The sequence below is a fragment of the Pseudomonas sp. WPR_5_2 genome (assembly GCF_003634475.1).
Classification (GTDB): domain Bacteria; phylum Pseudomonadota; class Gammaproteobacteria; order Pseudomonadales; family Pseudomonadaceae; genus Aquipseudomonas; species Aquipseudomonas izuensis.
In genome coordinates, this window is sequence record NZ_RBLA01000004.1 from 309,131 (window position 1) to 330,972 (window position 21,842).

The window sequence follows — 21,842 nt, forward strand, 5'->3', positions numbered from 1 at the left end:
TTCTTATTAACCTTTAAGCTGAGCCAGGGCGCGGTAATCCGCTCCCAGCGTGGCCTGTAGAACCTCTTTCGGATAATCGTCGGTCACCACCGCTTCGCCCATGCGGCGCAGCAGCACCAGGCGCAAACGACCGTCGATCACTTTTTTATCAATTGCCATGTGTTCGAGGAAATCGGCTTCGGTCATCTCTTCAGGTGGAATGACCGGCAGGCCGGCGCGCTGGAACAGACGAATGCCGCGGTCGCGGTCCTGTTCGCTGATCCAGCCCAGGCGTGCGGACATTTCCAACGCCATTACAGTGCCAGCAGCGACCGCTTCGCCATGCAGCCAGACACCGTACCCCATATGGGTTTCGATGGCGTGGCCAAAGGTATGGCCCAGGTTGAGCGTAGCCCGCACGCCAGTCTCTTTTTCGTCAGCCCCGACGACTGCGGCCTTGGCCGCACAAGAGCGTTCGATGGCATAGGTCAGGGCTTGCTGATCCAGACTGCGCAGGCGGTCGACGTTGTCTTCGAGCCAGCTCAGGAACGGCTCGTCGCAGATCAGCCCGTACTTGATGACTTCGGCCAGACCGGCGGACAGCTCGCGGGCCGGCAGGGTGTTGAGGGAGGCAGTGTCGATCAGCACAACGTTCGGCTGATAGAAGGCGCCGACCATGTTCTTGCCCAGCGGGTGGTTGATACCGGTCTTGCCGCCCACCGAAGAGTCGACTTGCGACAGCAACGTGGTCGGGACCTGGATGAAATCGACGCCGCGCTGGTAGCAGGCCGCCGCAAAACCGGCCATATCGCCAATCACACCGCCACCAAGGGCGATCACTGTGGTGCGACGATCATGCCGCGCGGTCAGCAGACCATCGAAAATCAGTTGCAGGGTTTCCCAGGTCTTGAAGGCTTCGCCGTCGGGCAGCACCACGGAAATCACCGAAAACTGCGCAAGGCTGCGGGTCAGACGTTCGAGATAGAGCGGCGCCACGGTTTCGTTGGAGATGATCGCCACTTGCCGACCGCGAATATGCGGGGCCAGCAGCTCAGGCTGATCCAACAGACCTTCGCCAATATGAATCGGGTAGCTGCGCTCGCCTAGATCGACCTTGAGTGTCTGCATGTGTCCCCACAGTGAAGATGGAATCAGGATTCCTGCCTTGAGTTAACGATCCACGGCCCCTGCTGGTGTGACGCCGTTTGATAGCCGTTCGCCACAACCTTGAGCGGTTGTGGCAGACGCCGAGGATAGCGCATTTCGCGCCGCGCATTAACGGGGAGGCAGCTGCTGCAAGCGTTCGAGAATATCGAGCACGACCATTCGCGGCGGCCGCTCATCGGTTTCCACCACCAGATCGGCAATTTCCCGATACAGCGGATCACGGATCGCCAGCAGGTCACGAAGGGTCTTGGCCGGATCGGCAGTGCGCAACAAGGGCCGATTGCGGTCGCGGGAGGTACGACCGACCTGCTGCTCGACGGACGCATGCAGATAAACCACCCGCCCACCGGCATGCAGCGCCCGACGATTGGCTTCGCGCATGACTGCGCCACCACCGGTCGCCAGCACCACACCGTCGTAATCGCACAGCTCGGCAATCATTGCCTGCTCACGGTCACGAAAGCCCGGTTCGCCTTCCTTGTCGAAGATCCATGGGATATTGGCGCCCGTGCGTAATTCAATTTCCTTATCGGAATCTTTGAATGGCAAGCGCAGCTCTTTGGCCAGCAACCGGCCGATGGTGCTTTTTCCAGCGCCCATCGGTCCTACAAGAATCAAATTTCGCACAGAATCAACGACTCACAGCAATCGCCTGGTTATTCATGATACGCGGAGTGAGAAACACCAACAGCTCGGATTTTTTCTCCGAAACCACGTCACGCCGGAAAAGGCGGCCAAGATACGGCACATCGCCAAGAAATGGCACCTTATCTACAACCTTGCTTTGAGTATTTGAGAAAACGCCACCAATGACGATGGTCTCGCCATCGTTCACCAGCACCTTTGCATTGACCTCGTTTTTCTTGATTGGCGGCACATCCTGCACCTTGTTCAGGTAGTCCGGCTCGTCCTTGGTGACCTTGACCTCCATGATGATCCGGTTGTCCGGGGTGATTTGCGGCGTCACTTCCAGCGACAGCGAAGCCTCCTTGAACGAGACCGAAGTAGCGCCGCTGGAGCTGGCTTCCTGATAGGGAATCTCGGTGCCCTTGAGGATTTTTGCGGTTTCCTTGTCGGACGTGACCACCTTGGGTTGCGAGACGATTTCGCCGTTGCCGGTTTTCTCCATGGCCGTCAGCTCCAGGTCAAGCAAGACGTTATCGGTGATGAACGCGATGCCGATCCCTGAGGTATTGGCCGCGGCCCCCATATCGACGAACGGTGTATTGGTGCTGGTGCTTCCCGGCGTGCCGATGGTGGACGACCCGTTGACGCCGTTGCTCACGCCTGACGTGTTCCAGTTGCCCTTGTTCTGGATCGAACCGCCCCAGCGCACGCCGAGGCTCTTGTCGTAATCGACATTGGCTTCGACGATCCGTGCTTCGATCATCACCTGGCGCACCGGGATATCCAGTTGCGCCACGATTCGCCGCAGCTCGTCGAGTCGGTCCTGGGTCTGGTAGGCAATGATGTTGTTGGTGCGCTCATCGACGGTGATCGAACCCCGTTCGTCGACTTTCGCCTCGGCACTGGTCACCGACTGGAACAACTTGGCGATATCGGCTGCCTTGGCGTAATTGACCTGCAGCAGCTCCCGGCGCAGCGGGGCCAGCTCGGCAATCTGTTTCTGCGACTCCAGCTCCTGGCGTTCCCGGGCGGCGATTTCATCGGCCGGCGCCACCAACAGCACATTGCCGATCTTGCGTTTGTCCAGCCCCTTGGTTTTCAACACCAGGTCCAGCGCCTGATCCCAGGGCACGTTTTGCAAACGCAACGTGATGCCACCCTGCACGGTGTCACTGGCCACCAGATTGAGATTGGTGAAATCGGCGATCAGTTGCAGTACCGAACGCACATCGATGTCCTGGAAATTCAGCGAGAGCTTTTCACCGCTGTAGGCGTAGCGGTCGGCGTTACGCTTCTGCAGGTCATCTACCGTCATCGGGCGAATGCTCACGGTCAGCTTGTTGTCGGTCTGATAGGTCGAATAATCGAAGGCACCGCTGGGCTCGATCGTGATCGTGGCCTTGTCGCCTGTGGCGCTGGCATTGACGAATTGCACCGGTGTGGCGAAGTCCTTGACGTCCAGGCGCACGCGCAGCGGCTCGGGCAATCGGGTCTTGGTGAAACCGAGAACGATCTTGCCCTCGCGCTCCTGAATGTCTGGCGCGATGGACGGATCCGACAAATCGATTACCACATTGCCTTCACCCTGAGTGCCGCGCTGAAAATCCACCGCGCGGATAGCCTTCGTCGTTGTTGCAGGTGCACGCGCCGGGGCCGGGGTCGGAGTTGGAACTACAGCGGCCGGCTGCCTGGGTGCTGCGCTTTTGGCGCCCTGGCCCACCACCACAAACAGGTTATTGCCTTCGACCCGTGTGTCGTAAGGGGTCAACTGGGTCAGATTGATGATCAACCTCGTGCGGTCCTTGACCTCGACCACCGTCGCGCTTCGGGCATTGCCACTGCCAAGGTCGCGAGTCTTGTTCGCCAGCTGACTGACGACACCCGGCAAGTCCAGTGCGATCCGTGCCGGGGACTCTGTCGTATACCCATGGGGCCTCGGAGGTTGCCCATCAAACGCCAGCTTCAACTCGACGCGGTCCCCCGGCAGCGCAGCGACATCCAGCGCCTTGAGGTTGGCCGCTTGTACCATCGGCGAAAGCAGCGCTATCCATAGCGACATACCGAGGGTGGAGAAAATCCTGTTCATTATTCGAGTTCCACTATGAGTGTTCTTTCAAAGAGAGGGTCCGCGGCCTCTCCAGCCAGGCCCCCTGGCCATCAGGGACGATTTCCACCACATCGACTTGCGAGGCGTTGATAGCGACGATCCGGCCATCGTTACGCCCCAGATAATCTCCGACTTTAAGCCGGTGTACCCCGCCGGCACCCCGTAGCAGCGCAAAGGAGCCGGACGCATTGGAAATCGTGCCGACCATTTCAAACTGCTCGATGTTGAAGCCCTCGAGGTACTGCTTGACCCTGTTGGGGTCCGGCTTGACGTTGCGCGAGCCGCGCGGCTGACCGGCCAGGTCGATCCTGACCTGCCGGGAAAACGGACTGCGCAGGTTGGCGGCGCTGTAAGTGAATGTCGGGTAAGACCGGAATGTCGGCGTTGGTTCAATCTTGCCCGGCGCCCGCAGGCGCATTTCGTTCATGTAGGCGTCCAGATCACTGAAGTCATTACCGCTACCACAGCCCGTCAGCTGGACTAACACCACGACCATGGAAAAAACACGAATCGGGCTCATGGGTGCAGCCCCTCGTCGTTGTAGCGATAGGTCCTGGCCAAAATGCTCATGCGCAATTTGGGGCCGCCGTCGGAACTGACCGGTGCCAGGTCGAAATCATGCAGGGTGACAATGCGTGGCAGTCCGGCCACACCGCTGACGAAGGTGGCCAGGTCGTGATAGGCGCCGGTGACGGTAATCTGGATTGGTAACTCGATGTAGAACGGCTGGGTGACCTCCGGTAGCAGCTTGATCTCTTCAAACTCCAGGCCGCTGCCCAGGCCGGTGCGGGTGATGTCTTCCAGCAGGCCGGGCACTTCGGTATCACTGGGCAGTTGCCGCAGCAGTACGCCAAAGGAGTTCTCCATTTCCTTCATTTGCTGGGTGTACAGCTCCAGATTCGCCGCCATATGAGCCTTGGTCGCGAATTGCTCCTTGAGGGTCGACTCTTCCTCGCGCTTGAGAGTGAGCTGGTTCTCGAGTTCACCTGTGGAAAAGCTGTAACCGAGCGCCAGCACCAGCACCATGACCAGTACACCCACCACAACCTTGATCGTCGGCGGCCAGGAACCGATGTTATGGGTGTCCAGATCGTTGATATCGATCTTGCGCAGGCCTTCGAACCATTCGGACAGACTCATTTCCCGCCCTCGACCGCTGCAGGCTGGGTCTGACGAACGGTCAGTTGAAAGACATTCGCCTGATCCAGCTGGCCGGCGGTGGTCGCCTTGACTTCCGTCAGGCTGGGCGCATCGAACCAGTCGGAGGCATCCAGATTGCGCATCAGGTCGGAAACACGGTTGTTGGATTCCGCCGCGCCAGTGATGGACAAGGTCTTGCCGACCATTTTCACTTCGCTGAAATAGACCCCGTCAGGCAGCGTCCGGGCCAGCTGATCAAAAATTCGCCCGCTGATAGGCCGATTGCCTTGCAGGTCCTGAATGATGCGCATGCGCTCGATCAATTGCTGGCGACGAGCCTTGAGGTCACTGATCTGCTTGATCCGCTCGTCGACCACGACGATCTGCTGGCCGATGTAATCGTTACGCGCAACCTGCCGGTCAATGGCGTTACTGATGACCTGGTTTGCGATCAAAACCGCACCGGTCGCCCCCACCAACACGCCGACCAGCGTCAACAAAAAGCGCTTGCGGCGCTCTTCGCGAAGCTCTTCGCGCCAGGGTAAAAGATTGATCCGCGCCATCAGTCGAAACTCCTGAGGGCCAGCCCGCAGGCGATCATCAGGGCGGGCGCGTCGCTGGCCAGCGCCATGGCGTTGACCTTGCTGCTCAGCGTCATGTTGGAAAACGGGTTGGCCACCTGCGTCGGCGTGCGTAATTGCTGCTCGATCAGTCGATCCAGACCGGAGACTGACGCAGTGCCACCCGCCAACAGAATGTGATCGACCGCGTGGTACTGGCCGGAGGCAAAGAAAAACTGCAGTGAACGCGAGACCTGCTGCACCAATGCCTCGCGAAACGGCTGCAATACCTCGCTGACGTAATCGTCCGGCAAACCGCCCTGCTTCTTCGCCAGCCCCGCCTGCTCGGTCGTCAGGCCGTACCGACGCTGGATCTCTTCGGTCAGTTGACGACCACCGAACAACTGTTCACGGGTGTAGATGATCCGCCCGCCAAGCAGCACGCTCAGCGTCGTCATGGTTGCGCCGATGTCGACCACCGCCACCAGGCGCCCCTCGGAGATTGCCGAGTGATTTTCCAGCAAGCCGAATGATCGCTCCAGGGCATAAGCCTCCACGTCGACCACGCGAGCGGTCAGGCCGGCCAGCGTCAGGGCGGCTTCCCGAACTTCGACGTTTTCCTTGCGGCAGGCCGCGAGCAACACATTGACCCGCTCGGGGTTGCGCGTTGACACACCCTGGACTTCGAAGTCGATGGCAACCTCGTCCAGTGGATAGGGGATGTACTGATCGGCCTCGATTTTCAGCTGGCTTTCCATCTCGTCGTCGGAAAGACCGGCATCCATCTCGATGGTCTTGGTGATCACCGCCGAACCGGCTACGGCCACGGCCACGTTCCTGAGGCTGGTTTTGGCCTTGGTCAGCACACGAGCGAGCGCCTGACCCACACCTTCGAGTTCGGCGATGTTCTTCTCGATAACCGCGCTGGCGGGCAGTGGCTCGACTGCATAGGCCTCGACCCGATAGCGCTCGCCCTGGCGGCTCAGTTCCAGCAGTTTTACCGATGTGGAGCTGATGTCGATGCCCAAAAGCGTATTGGCTTTTTTATTGAAGAGTCCTGGCACTAGCAATTCCCTATGACTATCCGTGAGTTACGGACTCTGTAATGTGTGTTGCGTTCCATCCGCCCGTCTTGACAGCAGCCGCCAATGACGCCTGCGACAGAAAAATGCTTATAATGCCGAGCGTTTTTTTCCGCTTTTTCTCAAGCGCGGGTTGTTTGCCTTTAGCCTGAACCCTGATGCCTAATTCATTTTTTGCCCTGGATATCCAAAAGCCTTGATTCGTCTGCTGAAATTTCTCGGTTGGTCCATCGTCGCGGTTTTCTGCGGACTGCTTTTGGGTCTGAGCGGGGCGTTTCTTTACCTTAGCCCCGGATTGCCATCCGTGGAGGCGCTGAGAAGCATCCAGTTGCAGATTCCGCTGCGGGTCTACAGCAGCGACAACAAACTGATTGCAGAGTTTGGCGAAATGCGCCGCACTCCCATCCGTTTCGCCGACATTCCCCCCAATTTCATCAATGCGTTACTAAGTGCTGAAGACGATAACTTCGCCAATCACTACGGGGTCGATCCCAGCAGCCTGATGCGCGCCGCCAGCCAACTGGTCAAAAGCGGCCACATCCAGTCCGGCGGCAGCACCATCACCATGCAGGTGGCGAAGAACTTCTTCCTGACCAGCGAGCGCAGTTTTTCTCGCAAAACCACTGAAATCCTTCTGGCCCTGCAAATCGAACGGCAGCTGACCAAGGACGAAATCCTTGAGCTGTACGTCAACAAGATCTATCTGGGCAACCGTGCCTACGGCATCGAAGCGGCAGCTCAGGTTTACTATGGCAAGTCGATTCGTGACGTCAGCCTGGCGCAGATGGCGATGATCGCCGGCTTGCCGAAAGCCCCGTCACGCTTTAACCCGCTCGCCAACCCGGCACGCAGCAAGGAACGTCGCGACTGGATCCTGGGGCGCATGTACAAGCTCGGCAAAATCACCGAAGCCGATTACACCGCCGCGATCAACGAGCCGCTGAACGCCAGCTATCACGTGCCGACACCGGAAGTGAATGCCCCTTACATCGCCGAAATGGCCCGCGCCGAAATGGTCGGCCGCTATGGCAGCGACGCCTACACCGAAGGTTTCCGCGTCACCACTACGGTGCCGAGCAATCTGCAGGAAATGGCCAATACCGCCGTCCACGAAGGCCTGATGACCTACGACCAGCGTCACGGTTATCGCGGCCCTGAATCACGCCTGCCGGGCAAGACCCGCGAGGCGTGGGCGACCGAACTGACCAAACAGCGCACCATCAGCAGCCTTGAGCCGGCCATCGTCACCCAGGTCGACAAGAACGGCCTGCAGGTCCTCACCCGCACGGGCAGCGAGCACGTAGGCTGGGACAGCATGAAATGGGCTCGCCCGTTCCTGAACACCAACAGCGTGGGTGCCAATCCCAAGCAGCCGTCGGACGTGGCGCAGGTCGGCGACCTGATTCGCGTGCAGCGCCAACCGGACGATTCGCTGAAATTCAGCCAGATCCCGCAAGCCCAAGGTGCGCTGGTGTCCCTCGACCCGCAAAACGGTGCGATCCGTGCACTGGTGGGCGGCTTCGCCTTCGAACAGAGTAACTACAACCGCGCATTGCAGGCCAAGCGCCAACCGGGCTCGAGCTTCAAGCCATTCGTCTACAGCGCCGCGCTGGATAACGGCTACACCGCCGCCAGCCTGGTGAACGATGCTCCAATCGTGTTCGTCGACGAGTACCTGGACAAGGTCTGGCGTCCGAAAAACGACACCAATACCTTCCTCGGCCCGATCCGCCTGCGCGAAGCGCTGTACAAGTCGCGCAACCTGGTGTCGATCCGCCTGCTGCAGGCGATGGGCGTTGGCAAAACCATCGACTACATCACCCGCTTTGGCTTCAACAAGCAGGACCTGCCGCCCAACCTGTCCCTGGCGTTGGGCACCGCGACCTTGACTCCAATGGAGATCGCTACCGGCTGGAGCACTTTTGCCAACGGCGGCTACAAGATCACCCCGTACATCATCGACAAGGTCGAAAGCCGTAATGGCGATACATTGTTTGTCGCCAACCCGCCGAGCGTTCCCAAGGGCGATGCCGCCAGCGACGGTATCGCCGCGCCAGTCGCCGGGGCCTTTACGGTCAACGCCACGCCGGGCGAAGCACTGACCGTCCAACCGGCACCACAGGCTCCGGCAGTGGCTGAGCGCATTGTCGATGGCCGCACCACCTATATCCTCAACAGCATGCTCGAGGACGTGATCAAACTTGGCACCGGACGTCGCGCCCTGGCCCTGGGCCGCGGCGATATCGCCGGCAAGACCGGCACCACCAACGAATCCAAGGATGCCTGGTTCTCTGGCTACAACGCCGATTACGTGACCACCGTCTGGACCGGCTTCGACCAGCCTGAAAGCCTGGGCCGCAAGGAGTTCGGCGGCACCGTCGCACTGCCGATCTGGATGAACTACATGGGTGCGGCACTCAAAGGCCTGCCGCCGCACACGCAACCAGAGCCGGAAGGCATCCTGAGCCTGCGCGTCGATCCGGTCAGCGGCCGCGCAGCGACTCCAGGCACGCCTGGGGCTTACTTCGAACTGTTCAAGGCCGAAGACACGCCACCGTCGGTCAATGAGCTGGGCAACGGCAACGCGCCGGGCAGCCCGCTACCAGCGGACGAAGCGGCGCCGATCGATTTGTTCTGATCCCATCGCGCAATGCAAAAAGCCCCGCTCTTCTCTGGAAGGCGGGGCTTTTTAGCACCCAGGTTTCCTGTGACACCGCCTTCGCGAGCAGGCTCGCTCCCACAATGGATCAGCGGTGCATATGAGATCCGCGAACAACACTAAACCCTGTGGGAGCGAGCCTGCTCGCGAAGGCAGCCGGACAGACACCACATAACCTGCAGACAACAAAAAGCCCCGACTCACCAGAGCCGGGGCTTTCGGTTGAAGCGCTACAACGACTTAGCCGTTGAACACGTCATCCACGCTTTTCAGCGGGTAGTGCTTCGGATACGGCAGGGTCGCCACGCCGGTCTCGATCGCTGCCTTGGCAACGGCGTCGGAGATCAGGGTGATCAGACGGGCATCCATTGGTTTCGGAATGATGTACTCACGACCGAATTCCAGCTTGATGCCGCCATAGGCGTCGCACACTTCCTGAGGAACCGGCAGCTTGGCCAGTTCGCGCAGGGCATTGGCCGCGGCCACTTTCATTTCTTCGTTGATGCGCTTGGCGCGTACGTCCAGGGCACCGCGGAAGATGAACGGGAAGCCCAGTACGTTGTTGACCTGGTTCGGGTAGTCCGAACGGCCGGTAGCCATGATCACGTCGCTACGGGTAGCGTGTGCCAGTTCCGGGGAGATCTCCGGATCCGGGTTCGAGCATGCGAAGACGATCGGGTTGGCCGCCATGCGCTTGAGTTGCTCGGCGCTCAGCAGGTTAGGGCCCGACAGGCCTACGAACACGTCGGCGCCTTCGATGGCGTCATCCAGCGTGCGCTTCTCGGTGGCGTGGGCGAATACGGCCTTGTACTGGTTCAGGTCGTCACGGCCAGCATGGATCACACCGGTACGGTCGATCATGAAGATGTTCTCGACCTTGGCACCCATGCTCACCAGCAATTTCATGCAGGAGATGGCGGCAGCACCGGCACCCAGGCAGACAATCTTGGCTTCCGGCAGGGTTTTGCCGGCGATTTCCAGGGCGTTGATCATGCCGGCCGCGGTCACGATGGCGGTACCGTGCTGGTCATCGTGGAACACCGGAATGTCGCACTGTTCGATCAGGGCGCGTTCGATCTCAAAGCACTCTGGCGCCTTGATATCTTCCAGGTTGATGCCACCGAAAGTGATGGAGATGCGTTTGACGGTGTCGATGAAGGCTTGCGGGCTTTCGGAATCGACTTCGATGTCGAAAACGTCGATGCCGGCGAAGCGCTTGAACAGCACGCCTTTACCTTCCATTACTGGCTTGGAAGCCAATGGGCCGAGGTTACCCAGGCCCAGAATCGCGGTGCCATCGGAAATGACTGCAACCAGGTTGCCTTTACCGGTGTATTTGTAGGCCAGTTCAGGATCGCGGGCGATTTCGCGAACTGGTTCGGCTACGCCGGGGCTGTAGGCCAGCGACAGGTCGCGGGCGGTAGCGGTGGCCTTGGTGAGCTCGACGCTCAGCTTCCCTGGACGAGGATTGGCATGATATTCGAGAGCGGCAGTTTTCAGATCAGACATTTTGGCATTCCGCTTTTACTGTTGGACAGACTGGTCAGCGAGGATACGCGCCTCGTAAAATCCCCACAAGACTGACCGGTCACCCCTGTCAACCGCCCTGCCCTACGACTTTTGGCCAAGAGCCGCGGAACACAAGGGATAGACTGTTCACAATCCACAGAAAAAATGTCTACAATTTTTTATCAGCGCGCCACTTCCAGCATTGCCGGATCCGTCAGCGGCAACATCCAGCGCGCCTGACCGTCCTTGAGTCCGCCGCGACGCGAGCGATCCAGTACCCAGCCACGCGCCTCGATCTGCTTGCCCTTGAGCCTTTCGAGCGAAGCCGCATCGAAGCGGGCGAGCACATTGGGTGCAACACGCAATACAACCGAATCCTGCAACTCGATCCAAACCCCGCCACGATTGCGCTGAACCTTGCTCACACGGCCGCTGAGCACGGCGAAACCGGACGCACTGATCTGATCCGCTTTCAGTACAGGTGACTGGCGCCACACGCCAAGCCCGGCCTGGCGGGCACTGCGTTCGGCGGCTTGCTGACAATCAACCAGATCGACATTCGGTGGGACCGCCACCAGAAATCCGAGGCCCTCGGCGAGCATCTGCGCTTCGAGGTTGTTGCCATCAGCGCTGTAGACGTGGGCGAGGGTCCGGCCGTAGTGGTCCTGGCTTTCTTTACCAGGCAGCAAACCAACCCGCCCGTCGCTCGCCGCCACCAAGGCTTCGAGGCGTTTGCGCGCAGCCACGGCGAACGGCTCGTCGGAACGACCTTTCTTGCCCAACTCCGGGGTATTCAAGCCGATCATGCGTACGCTGCGGCCATCGACCAGGCGCAGTGTGTCGCCGTCCACCACCCGCTGCACCGCGACGGAAGTCAGAGCGCCCGGCGCCGGGCAGAAGGCCTGGGCAGCGGATAGCCAAATCGCGGACACAAAAAAGGCGCCCACAAGGGACGCCTTTTTCATCAGCATGGAAAAACCGTAGCGGCTTCCCAAGTTGATCGGCCTTAGGCCTTTTTCGCGCCGAAAGCACCGAAACGGTCGGCGAAGCGCTGAACGCGGCCGCCAGTGTCCAGAGTCTTTTGCTTACCGGTGTAGAACGGGTGGCATTCGTTGCAAACGTCGATCGCCAGGGCTTTGCCGAAGGTCGAACGGGTTTCGAACTTGTTGCCGCAGCTGCAGGTAACAGCAACTGCTGGGTATTCTGGATGGATATCAGCTTTCATGGTGTCTTCCTCAGGCTAGCGTGCCGCCACCCAACACTATTGTTGAATACCGCACGTAATTAGGCCGCGGATTCTACCAGACAATCCTGATCACGCAAGCTGTCACTGAGACCGACCGTCTGCTAGGCTCCCGACCCTGTGGGAGCGAGCCTGCTCGCGAATGCGCTGTGTCAGACGACGTCAATGCTGCTGATACTCCCTCTTCGCGAGCAGGCTCGCTCCCACAGGGAATGTGATTCACCCCGTCTTCTGTTGCCGCTAATCGAGAATCCCCCGCGTGCCCGACGCCATTCTGCGCCTCGCCCTGCCTTCGCCCCTGCGCCGCCTGTTCGACTACCGTGCGCCGGCCGGTGTACTGCGCGCCCGACTGCACCCCGGCATGCGCCTGCGGGTACCTTTTGGCCGGCGGGAGATGATCGGGATTCTGGTGGAAGTCGCCGATACCAGCGAAGTCCCGGCGGAAAAACTCAAGCGGGCCCTGGCACTGCTCGACGCCACGCCACCGCTGCCACCGGCGTTGTTCAAGCTGTGCCTGTGGACCTCCCAGTATTACCAGCACAGCCTCGGTGACACCCTGAGCTGGGCACTGCCGGTGTTGCTGCGCCAGGGCGAACTGGCCGAAGCACGCCAGGAACGTTTCTGGTCCGCCGCCCCCGGCGCCAGCCTCGATGATCCGCGTATCGCCCGCGCCCCGCGCCAGCGAGAAGCCCTGGCGACACTGGCCCAACATCCCCACGGTGTCGCCCATCAGTTGCTGAGCAAATTGATGCTGAGCAAAGACAGCCTTGATCTGTTGCTGGCCAAGGAACTGGTGCAAGTCGAAGTCCGCAAGCACGCTCCCGGCGCGCGCCATGAACACTGGCTGGCCCAACCGGAGTTGCCGCTCAACCCGGAGCAGCGTGCAGCCTATGAGGCCATTCGCGCCGGCTTCGACAGCTATCACGCGTTCCTGCTGGCCGGTGTCACCGGCAGCGGCAAGACCGAAGTGTATTTGCAATTGATCCGCGAAACCCTGGAGGCCGGCAAACAGGCGCTGGTGCTGATCCCGGAAATCAACCTGGGCCCGCAAACCCTGGCGCGCTTCGAACAACGCTTCAATGCGCGCATCGCGCTGATTCACTCGGCAGTCAATGATCGCGAACGTCTCGATGCCTGGCTCGCCGCCCGCGACGGTGAGGCCGACATCATTATCGGCACCCGCTCGGCGCTGTTCACGCCGATGAGAAATCCGGGACTGATCATCATCGATGAAGAGCACGACGGCTCATATAAGCAGCAGGAAGGCCTGCGCTATCACGCTCGCGATCTCGCACTGGTGCGTGCCCGGCAGGAAAACATTCCGATTGTGCTCGGTTCGGCCACACCCTCTCTGGAAAGCCTGCACAATGCCTACACCGGCCGTTACGGCCTGCTACGCCTGAATGAGCGCGCCGGCGGCGCCAAACAACCGCGTTTCCTGCGCCTGGACGTGAAAAGCCGCCCGCTGGACAGCGGCATTTCCGGGCCGATGCAACAAGCCATCGGCCAGACCCTGGCGGCTGGCCAGCAAGTATTGGTATTCCTTAACCGCCGTGGTTTCGCCCCGACCCTGCTCTGCCACGACTGCGGCTGGATGTCTGAATGCCAGCGCTGCGATGCGCGCATGACCGTGCATCAGCGCCATGGCGAACTGCGTTGCCACCATTGCGGCTATGTCGAGCGCGTGCCGCGCCAGTGCCCGAAGTGCAACAAGGTCGATTTGCGTCCTGTGGGGGCCGGCACCGAACGGGCCGAGGAGCGCTTGGGCATTCTGTTCCCGGACTACCCGGTATTGCGGGTCGATCGCGACAGCACGTCACGCAAGGACGCGATGAATCAATTGTTCGCGACCATTCAGAAGGGCCAGCCATGTATCCTGGTGGGCACGCAAATGCTCGCCAAGGGCCACCACTTTCCAAGGGTGACTCTGGTGTCGATTCTCGATGCCGATGGCGGCCTGTTCTCCGGTGATTTCCGCGCCAGCGAGCGCATGGCGCAACTGATCGTGCAGGTCGCCGGACGCGCCGGCCGGGCGGAAGAACCGGGCAAAGTGATCATCCAGACGCACCTGGCCGACCATCCGCTGCTGGTGCAATTGACCGAACAAGGCTATTTCGCCTTTGCCGAGCAAGCCTTGAGCGAACGTCGCGCAGCGGGTTTGCCGCCGTTCGCGCACCTGGCGCTGTTGCGGGCCGAAGCGCACAAACCGGGTCAGGCCGAAGGCTTCCTCGATGAGGCGTGCAGCGAGGCCGAGCGTTTGCTGGCCGAACAGCATCTGACCGGCATTGAACTCCTGGGCCCGGTGCCGGCGCCGATGGAGCGCCGGGCCGGACGCTATCGTGCACAGCTATTGTTGCAGGCGACAGCCCGGGCGCCTTTGCATCGGTTGCTTGCCAGTTGGTTGCTGGTGCTGGAGCAGATGCCGAGTGGGCGGGCGGTGCGCTGGTCTTTGGATGTCGATCCCGTCGATTTGTATTGATTTTGAAACCGCCATCGCGGGCAAGCCCGGCTCCCAGAGGGATCGAGGCGTACACATATTCGGCGTCCTGCCACTAAACCTGTGGGAGCTGGCTTGCCAGCGAAGGCGATCTATTTGTCACCACATATCCATAACCTGCCCGCTATAGTTGGCAAGCCCGCCTTCGCCACGGATAATGCCCAGTTTTTCCACCAGCGCATCGAAGCGCCGCCGCGCCTGCGGTTGAAAGAGAAGACCATGAAAGACACCATTCGCCAGCTGATCCAACAAGCCATCACCCAACTCGTCAACGAAGGTGTGTTGCCTGAAGGCCTGTCGCCGGCGATCCAGGTGGAAAACTCCCGCGACAAGAAGAACGGCGACTTCGCCAGCAACATCGCCATGATGCTGGCCAAGCCTGCGGGCATGAAGCCACGCGACCTGGCGGAGAAAATCATCGCCGCGCTGCCGGCTGACGAAAACGTCTCCAAGGCCGAAATCGCCGGCCCGGGCTTCCTGAACTTCTTCCAGAACACCCAGGCCCTGGCCACACGCCTGGACGCCGCCCTCGCCGATGAACACATCGGCGTACGTAAGGCCGGCCCAGTGCAGCGCACCGTGGTTGACCTGTCCGCGCCGAACCTGGCCAAGGAGATGCACGTCGGCCATTTGCGCTCGACCATCATCGGCGACGGCGTCGCTCGCGTACTCGAGTTCCTCGGCGACGAAGTGATCCGCCAGAACCACGTCGGCGACTGGGGCACCCAGTTCGGCATGCTGATGGCTTACCTGCAGGAAAACCCGATCACCAGCGACGAGCTGTCGGACCTGGAAAACTTCTACCGCGCCGCCAAGCAACGCTTCGACGAATCCGAAGAATTCGCCGACCGCGCCCGTGGCCTGGTGGTCAAGCTGCAGGCCGGCGATGCCGATTGCCTGGCGCTGTGGACCAAGTTCAAGGACATCTCGCTGTCCCACTGCCAGAAAATCTACGAACTGCTGAACGTCAAGCTGACCATGGCCGACGTGATGGGCGAAAGCGCCTACAACGACGACCTGATCAACGTGGTCAACGACCTCAAGGCCGCCGGCATGCTGGTCGAAAGCAACGGCGCCCAGTGCGTGTTCCTCGACGAATTCAAAAACGCCGACGGCGACCCGCTGCCAGTGATCATCGTCAAGGCTGACGGCGGCTACCTCTACGCCACCACCGACCTGGCCGCCGTGCGCTACCGCAGCGGCAAGCTCAAGGCCGATCGCGCGCTGTACTTCGTCGACCAGCGTCAGGCCCTGCACTTCCAGCAAGTGTTCGCCGTGGCCCGCAAAGCCGGCTTCGTGACGCACCCGATGGAAATGGAACACATGGGCTTCGGCACCATGAACGGCGCTGACGGTCGTCCGTTCAAGACCCGTGACGGCGGCACCGTGAAGCTGATCGACCTGCTGACCGAAGCCCGGGAACGCGCCTACACCCTGGTGAAGGACAAGAACCCGGAACTGGCCGAGGCAGACCTGCGCAACATCGCCAAGGTCGTGGGCATCGGCGCGGTGAAATACGCCGACCTGTCCAAGCACCGCACCAGCGACTACAGCTTCAACTTCGACCTGATGCTGAATTTCGAAGGCAACACCGCGCCGTACCTGCTGTACGCCTACACCCGTGTGGCCGGTGTGTTCCGCAAACTGGGCAAGGATTTCAGCGAAGTCGAAGGCCAAATCGTTCTGGAAGCACCGCACGAGCACGAACTGGCCGCAAAACTCGCACAGTTCGGCGAAGTGCTGAACAACGTATCCGAGAAGGGCACACCGCATATCCTCTGCACTTACCTGTACGACGTCGCCGGTCTGTTCTCCAGTTTCTACGAGAACTGCCCGATCCTCGCCGCCGACACCCCGGAACAAATGCAGAGCCGCCTGCGCCTCGCCGCGCTGACCGGTCGCACCCTCAAGCAAGGCCTGGAACTCTTGGGTCTGGAAACTCTGGAGCGCATGTAAGTTGGCTGCCAAGAAAAAACCTGCACCCAAGCGTGGCGCCAGCCGTTACCAAGCTCCAGCGAAGCAACCGATCCCGGGCTGGCTATGGATGGCCATCGGCCTGACGGTCGGTGCCTTCATCGTGTTCCTGATGAAGCTGGAGCCGGGCAAAGGCAGCGATACGGTCAAGCGCGAGAAGGTCGAGCAGCAACAGAAAGCCACCAAGATCGCCGAGGCCAACAAGACCCCGCCGAGCCCTACGCAACCGGTGAAGCCGAAGTACGACTTCTACACCCTGCTGCCGGAGTCGGAAGTCATCGTACCGCCGGATGCCGTACCGGAAAAAACCCTGCCGACACCACAGGTGCCGGCCATACCGACCACGCCGGTCACCCCGGCGGAAGCAGCGAAGATCGACACTGCCCGCGCCCAGGCCGCCCTCGCCGGGATCACGCCGCCCCCAGCGCCGCCCGTCTCCAAGGCTGCGCCGGTGACCAAGTTCTTCCTGCAGGCCGGTTCGTTCCGCAAGCAAACTGACGCGGACAAGGTTCGGGCACAGATCATTCTGCTTGGCCAGGCTGTGGCGGTTGAGTCCGGCACGGTCAAGGATGAGACCTGGTATCGGGTCCTGGTGGGGCCTTTCAGCAACCGCGAACAACTGACCACCGCGCAGAAACAACTGTCTGGCGCCGGGTTCAGCAATCTGTTGTTACAACAACGCCAGAGCCGCTGACTCCACCAGAAAGTCCGCGTCATCGTTCATCGCGGGCAAGCCTTGCTCCCACAGGGATCACGCAAATCCTGTAGGAGCAAGGCTTGCCCGCGATGGCGCCAGAACAGACAACACAGCATTCCCCGTCCAACACCGCTCGTCCCCTCTCCCTCCCCGCAGTTGAAATCTTCTCCACCACCCCCATATGTATCGCCATAAGGCATTTTCGCCCCGCTGCGTGGAGACTCTTCCCTTGACCACCATCGTTTCAGTTCGCCGCCAAGGCAAAGTCGTCATGGGCGGCGACGGCCAGGTATCTCTCGGCAATACCGTGATGAAAGGCAACGCAAAAAAAGTTCGTCGCCTGTACCACGGTGAAGTCCTCGCCGGTTTTGCCGGTGCCACGGCTGACGCCTTTACCCTTTTCGAGCGTTTCGAGGGTCAGCTGGAGAAACACCAGGGCCATTTGGTTCGCGCCGCTGTCGAACTCGCCAAGGAATGGCGCACCGACCGCTCCCTGAGCCGCCTCGAAGCCATGCTCGCGGTCGCCAACAAGGACGCCTCCCTGATCATCACCGGCAACGGCGATGTGGTAGAGCCTGAAAACGGCCTGATCGCCATGGGCTCCGGTGGCGCCTATGCCCAGGCTGCCGCCAGCGCACTGCTGAAAAAAACCGACCTGTCGGCCCGGGAAATCGTCGAGACCGCCCTTGGCATCGCCGGCGATATCTGCGTATTCACCAACCACACCCAGACCATTGAGGAGCAGGACTGCGCCGAGTAAGCCCGTGCAGGCGCTATTGCGCCACGGCTCATTCTTGCTTGAGGTCCGCCAAATACTATGTCCATGACTCCCCGTGAAATCGTCCACGAACTCAATCGCCATATCATCGGCCAGGACGATGCCAAGCGCGCCGTCGCCATTGCCCTGCGCAATCGCTGGCGCCGGATGCAGCTGCCCGAAGAGCTGCGCGTTGAAGTCACCCCGAAAAACATCCTGATGATCGGCCCGACCGGCGTCGGTAAAACCGAAATCGCCCGTCGCCTGGCCAAACTGGCCAACGCACCGTTCATCAAGGTCGAAGCGACCAAGTTCACCGAAGTCGGCTATGTCGGACGTGACGTCGAATCGATCATTCGTGATCTGGCCGATGCCGCGATCAAGCTGTTGCGCGAACAGGAAATCACCAAGGTTCGCCACCGCGCCGAAGACGCCGCCGAAGAGCGCATCCTGGATGCGCTGCTGCCGCCGGCACGCATGGGTTTCAGCAACGATGACGCGCCGACGTCCGATTCCAATACCCGTCAGCTGTTCCGCAAGCGCTTGCGCGAAGGTCAGCTGGATGACAAGGAGATCGAAATCGAAGTCGCCGAAATGTCCGGCGTCGATATCTCCGCGCCACCGGGCATGGAAGAAATGACCAACCAGTTGCAAAGCCTGTTCGCCAACATGGGCAAAGGCAAACGCAAGAGCCGCAAGCTCAAGGTCAAGGAAGCGCTGAAACTGGTGCGTGACGAAGAGGCCAGCCGCCTGGTCAATGATGAAGAGTTGAAGGCCAAGGCGCTGGAAGCGGTCGAGCAGCATGGGATCGTGTTCATCGACGAAATCGACAAGGTCGCCAAGCGCGGCAACGTCGGCGGCGCCGATGTATCCCGTGAAGGCGTACAGCGTGACCTGCTGCCGCTGATCGAAGGCTGCACCGTCAACACCAAACTGGGCATGGTCAAGACCGACCACATCCTGTTCATCGCTTCCGGTGCGTTCCACCTGAGCAAGCCGAGTGATCTGGTGCCGGAGCTACAGGGTCGCCTGCCGATCCGCGTTGAACTCAAGGCGCTGTCGCCGCAAGACTTCGAGCGCATTCTGAGCGAACCGCACGCATCGCTCACCGAGCAATATTGCGCACTGCTGAAAACCGAGGGTCTGACCATCGAGTTCCAGCCGGACGGCATCAAGCGCATTGCGGAAATCGCCTGGCAGGTCAACGAGAAAACCGAGAACATCGGTGCCCGTCGCCTGCACACCCTGCTTGAGCGTCTGCTTGAAGAGGTGTCGTTCAGCGCCGGCGACCTGGCCAGCACCCACGATGACAAGGCGATCCAGATCGACGCCGACTACGTCAACAACCACTTGGGCGAATTGGCGCAGAACGAAGACCTGTCCCGTTATATCCTGTAAGCCATACCTGTAGGAGCGAAGCTTGCTCGCGAAGGTGTGTCAGCCACATTGATGTCGACTGATACACCTTCGCGAGCAAGCTTCGCTCCTACAGGGTTCCATCCATAAGGAACTTTGGCCATGACCCAGCTCCCCACCGACATCAAGCTGCACAAAGCCTCGAAAACCCTGACACTCAAATACGCGTCCGGCGAGGAATACACCCTGCCCGCCGAGTTCCTGCGCGTGCACTCTCCTTCCGCCGAGGTCCAGGGCCACGGCAAACCCATCCTGCAATTTGGCAAGATCAACGTAGGCCTGACCAAGGTAGAACCGGCCGGTCAGTACGCACTGAAATTGACCTTCGACGACGGCCACGACAGCGGCCTGTTCACTTGGGAATACCTCTATGAGCTGGGGCGACGTTATGACGCACTCTGGGAGGATTATCTGGCCGAGCTCAAAGCCGCCGGTAAAACCCGCGATCCGAACGAATCCATCGTCAAGCTGATGCTCTAGCCCAAGCCTCTCGCTCATTAGAGGGCATTTTCTAATTCCATCTGTTTGAATGCTCGGCTTCAGAGTCGGCGATTGGCCCGCTTGCGAAAAAAATTAAACTCGGGTAACCAATGGAACTGGCAAGTTCCCTGCAGTGCTCTCTGCGAACAAAAAGCAGCGATGCAGTATTAACGGTCACCTGGGCAGAAGTACCTGGTATTGGCTGTGTGACTGCACAGCAGGACCCCGGGTACTCGTGTCAGGACAATGGAGCGTCGTAGATGAGTAACAAGAATAACGATGACTTGAAGTATCAGGCCTCGGAAAACACCTTGGGACTGAATCCTGTCGTTGGGCTGCGTGGAAAGGATCTACTGGCTTCTGCTCGAATGGTGCTCAGGCAGGCCATCAAACAACCTGTGCACAGCGCCAAACATGTCGCGCATTTCGGCCTTGAACTCAAGAACGTGCTGTTCGGCAAGTCCGGGCTGCAACCGACCAGCGACGATCGCCGTTTCGCCGATCCGGCCTGGAGCCAGAACCCGCTCTACAAACGTTATCTGCAAACCTACCTGGCGTGGCGCAAGGAACTCCACGACTGGATCGACGACAGCAACCTCCCGGCCAAGGACGTGGCTCGCGGGCACTTCGTGATCAACCTCATGACCGAAGCCATGGCCCCGACCAATACGGCGGCCAACCCGGCAGCGGTCAAACGCTTCTTCGAAACCGGCGGCAAAAGCCTGCTCGACGGTCTCTCGCATCTGGCCAAGGACATGGTGCACAACGGCGGCATGCCGAGCCAGGTCAACATGGGTGCGTTCGAGGTCGGCAAGACCCTGGGCGTGACGGAAGGCGCGGTGGTGTTCCGCAACGACGTGCTGGAGCTGATCCAGTACAAGCCGACCACCGAGCAGGTCCATGAGCGCCCGTTGCTGGTAGTGCCGCCGCAGATCAACAAGTTCTACGTTTTCGACCTCAGCCCGGACAAGAGCCTGGCGCGATTCTGCCTGCGCAACAACGTGCAGACCTTCATCGTCAGCTGGCGCAACCCGACCAAGGAACAGCGCGAGTGGGGCCTGTCGACCTACATCGAGGCGCTCAAGGAAGCGGTCGATGTGGTCACCGCCATCACCGGCAGCAAAGACGTGAACATGCTCGGCGCCTGCTCCGGCGGCATCACCTGCACCGCGCTGCTGGGCCACTACGCCGCAATCGGTGAAAACAAGGTCAACGCCCTCACCCTGCTGGTGAGCGTGCTCGACACCACCCTGGACAGCGACGTCGCCCTGTTCGTCAACGAGCAAACCCTCGAAGCCGCCAAGCGCCACTCGTACCAGGCCGGCGTGCTGGAAGGTCGCGACATGGCCAAGGTCTTCGCCTGGATGCGCCCCAACGACCTGATCTGGAACTACTGGGTCAACAACTACCTGCTGGGCAACGAGCCACCGGTTTTCGACATCCTGTTCTGGAACAACGACACCACGCGGTTGCCGGCCGCATTCCATGGCGACCTGATCGAGTTGTTCAAAAACAACCCACTGATTCGCCCCAATGCACTGGAAGTGTGCGGTACAGCCATTGACCTCAAGCAGGTGACGGCCGACATCTTTTCCCTGGCCGGCACCAACGACCACATCACCCCGTGGAAGTCCTGCTACAAATCGGCGCAGCTGTTCGGCGGCAATGTTGAATTCGTGTTGTCCAGCAGTGGCCACATCCAGAGCATCCTGAACCCGCCGGGCAACCCCAAATCCCGTTACATGACCAGCACCGAGATGGCGGACAGTGCTGATGAGTGGCAGGAAAACGCCAGCAAGCACACCGATTCCTGGTGGCTGCACTGGCAGGCCTGGCAGGCCGAGCGCTCGGGCGAGCTGAAAAAAGCACCGTTGAAACTGGGCAACAAGGCTTATCCGGCGGGCGAAGCGTCGCCGGGTACATACGTACATGAGCGGTAACTGACACA

General features: G+C 60.4%; 18 protein-coding genes. 8 read left to right on the forward strand and 10 right to left on the reverse strand.

Annotated elements, in window-relative coordinates; translation table 11 throughout:
• Nucleotides 1-6: 6 nt before the first annotated feature.
• From aroB to BJ917_RS17050, 7 genes are all read right to left on the reverse strand, one after another.
• A complete protein-coding gene (gene aroB, locus BJ917_RS17020) occupies nt 7-1,107 on the reverse strand; it encodes a 3-dehydroquinate synthase (RefSeq protein ID WP_096513792.1) in 1,101 nt (366 codons plus the stop codon).
• 147 nt (nt 1,108-1,254) lie between these two features.
• Nucleotides 1,255-1,773, reverse strand: a complete 519-nt coding sequence (gene aroK, locus BJ917_RS17025; protein ID WP_056725695.1) for a shikimate kinase AroK — start codon at nt 1,771-1,773, stop codon at nt 1,255-1,257.
• Between the two features lie 4 nt (nt 1,774-1,777).
• On the reverse strand, nt 1,778-3,859 hold the full coding sequence (gene pilQ / locus BJ917_RS17030) for a type IV pilus secretin PilQ (protein ID WP_121103910.1): 2,082 nt from the start codon (nt 3,857-3,859) through the stop codon (nt 1,778-1,780).
• Between the two features lie 13 nt (nt 3,860-3,872).
• Nucleotides 3,873-4,400 (reverse strand): pilus assembly protein PilP, encoded by a 528-nt coding sequence (locus tag BJ917_RS17035; RefSeq protein WP_121103911.1) that lies wholly within the window; start codon nt 4,398-4,400, stop codon nt 3,873-3,875.
• Nucleotides 4,397-5,020: a type 4a pilus biogenesis protein PilO gene (gene pilO / locus BJ917_RS17040; RefSeq protein WP_121103912.1), complete on the reverse strand. Its 624-nt coding sequence runs from the start codon at nt 5,018-5,020 to the stop codon at nt 4,397-4,399. Before pilO ends, BJ917_RS17035 begins: the two co-directional genes overlap by 4 nt.
• Complete coding sequence (locus BJ917_RS17045; protein ID WP_121103913.1) at nt 5,017-5,583, reverse strand: PilN domain-containing protein; 567 nt, start codon at nt 5,581-5,583, stop codon at nt 5,017-5,019. Before BJ917_RS17045 ends, pilO begins: the two co-directional genes overlap by 4 nt.
• Entirely contained in the window at nt 5,583-6,644 is a 1,062-nt protein-coding gene (locus BJ917_RS17050) for a pilus assembly protein PilM (protein WP_121103914.1), read from the reverse strand. The genes BJ917_RS17045 and BJ917_RS17050 overlap by 1 nt, the downstream gene beginning before the upstream one ends.
• Before the next feature lie 217 nt (nt 6,645-6,861).
• Here BJ917_RS17050 and BJ917_RS17055 point away from each other — a divergent pair, with 217 nt between their 5' ends.
• A complete protein-coding gene (locus BJ917_RS17055; protein ID WP_372237733.1) occupies nt 6,862-9,300 on the forward strand; it encodes a penicillin-binding protein 1A in 2,439 nt (812 codons plus the stop codon).
• A 261-nt stretch (nt 9,301-9,561) separates the two neighbouring features.
• On the opposite strand, the gene BJ917_RS17060 is transcribed toward BJ917_RS17055, so the two are convergent.
• From BJ917_RS17060 to rpmE, 3 genes are all read right to left on the reverse strand, one after another.
• Entirely contained in the window at nt 9,562-10,830 is a 1,269-nt protein-coding gene (locus tag BJ917_RS17060; RefSeq protein WP_096513799.1) for a malic enzyme-like NAD(P)-binding protein, read from the reverse strand.
• 182 nt (nt 10,831-11,012) lie between these two features.
• A complete protein-coding gene (locus BJ917_RS17065; protein ID WP_096513800.1) occupies nt 11,013-11,801 on the reverse strand; it encodes a thermonuclease family protein in 789 nt (262 codons plus the stop codon).
• Nucleotides 11,802-11,836: 35 nt separating this feature from the next.
• Nucleotides 11,837-12,055, reverse strand: a complete 219-nt coding sequence (rpmE, locus tag BJ917_RS17070; RefSeq protein WP_008047849.1) for a 50S ribosomal protein L31 — start codon at nt 12,053-12,055, stop codon at nt 11,837-11,839.
• A gap of 277 nt (nt 12,056-12,332) precedes the next feature.
• Between rpmE and BJ917_RS17075 the strand changes: the two genes are divergently transcribed.
• The 7 genes from BJ917_RS17075 to phaC all read left to right on the forward strand — a co-directional run bounded on the left by BJ917_RS17075 (nt 12,333) and on the right by phaC (nt 21,834).
• Nucleotides 12,333-14,552, forward strand: coding sequence for a primosomal protein N' (locus BJ917_RS17075; RefSeq protein ID WP_121103916.1), 2,220 nt, complete (start codon nt 12,333-12,335; stop codon nt 14,550-14,552).
• A 237-nt stretch (nt 14,553-14,789) separates the two neighbouring features.
• A complete protein-coding gene (argS, locus tag BJ917_RS17080) occupies nt 14,790-16,526 on the forward strand; it encodes an arginine--tRNA ligase (RefSeq protein WP_121104022.1) in 1,737 nt (578 codons plus the stop codon).
• 1 nt (nt 16,527) lies between these two features.
• Entirely contained in the window at nt 16,528-17,238 is a 711-nt protein-coding gene (locus tag BJ917_RS17085; RefSeq protein WP_096513803.1) for an SPOR domain-containing protein, read from the forward strand.
• A gap of 232 nt (nt 17,239-17,470) precedes the next feature.
• On the forward strand, nt 17,471-18,001 hold the full coding sequence (hslV, locus tag BJ917_RS17090; protein ID WP_096513804.1) for an ATP-dependent protease subunit HslV: 531 nt from the start codon (nt 17,471-17,473) through the stop codon (nt 17,999-18,001).
• Between the two features lie 57 nt (nt 18,002-18,058).
• Nucleotides 18,059-19,396, forward strand: a complete 1,338-nt coding sequence (hslU, locus tag BJ917_RS17095; RefSeq protein WP_096513805.1) for an HslU--HslV peptidase ATPase subunit — start codon at nt 18,059-18,061, stop codon at nt 19,394-19,396.
• A gap of 120 nt (nt 19,397-19,516) precedes the next feature.
• The gene (locus tag BJ917_RS17100) at nt 19,517-19,894 is read left to right on the forward strand and encodes a gamma-butyrobetaine hydroxylase-like domain-containing protein (RefSeq protein ID WP_096513806.1); all 378 of its coding nucleotides are present in this window, start codon (nt 19,517-19,519) and stop codon (nt 19,892-19,894) included.
• Nucleotides 19,895-20,154: 260 nt separating this feature from the next.
• Nucleotides 20,155-21,834, forward strand: coding sequence for a class II poly(R)-hydroxyalkanoic acid synthase (phaC, locus tag BJ917_RS17105; RefSeq protein WP_096513807.1), 1,680 nt, complete (start codon nt 20,155-20,157; stop codon nt 21,832-21,834).
• Nucleotides 21,835-21,842: the final 8 nt, after the last annotated feature.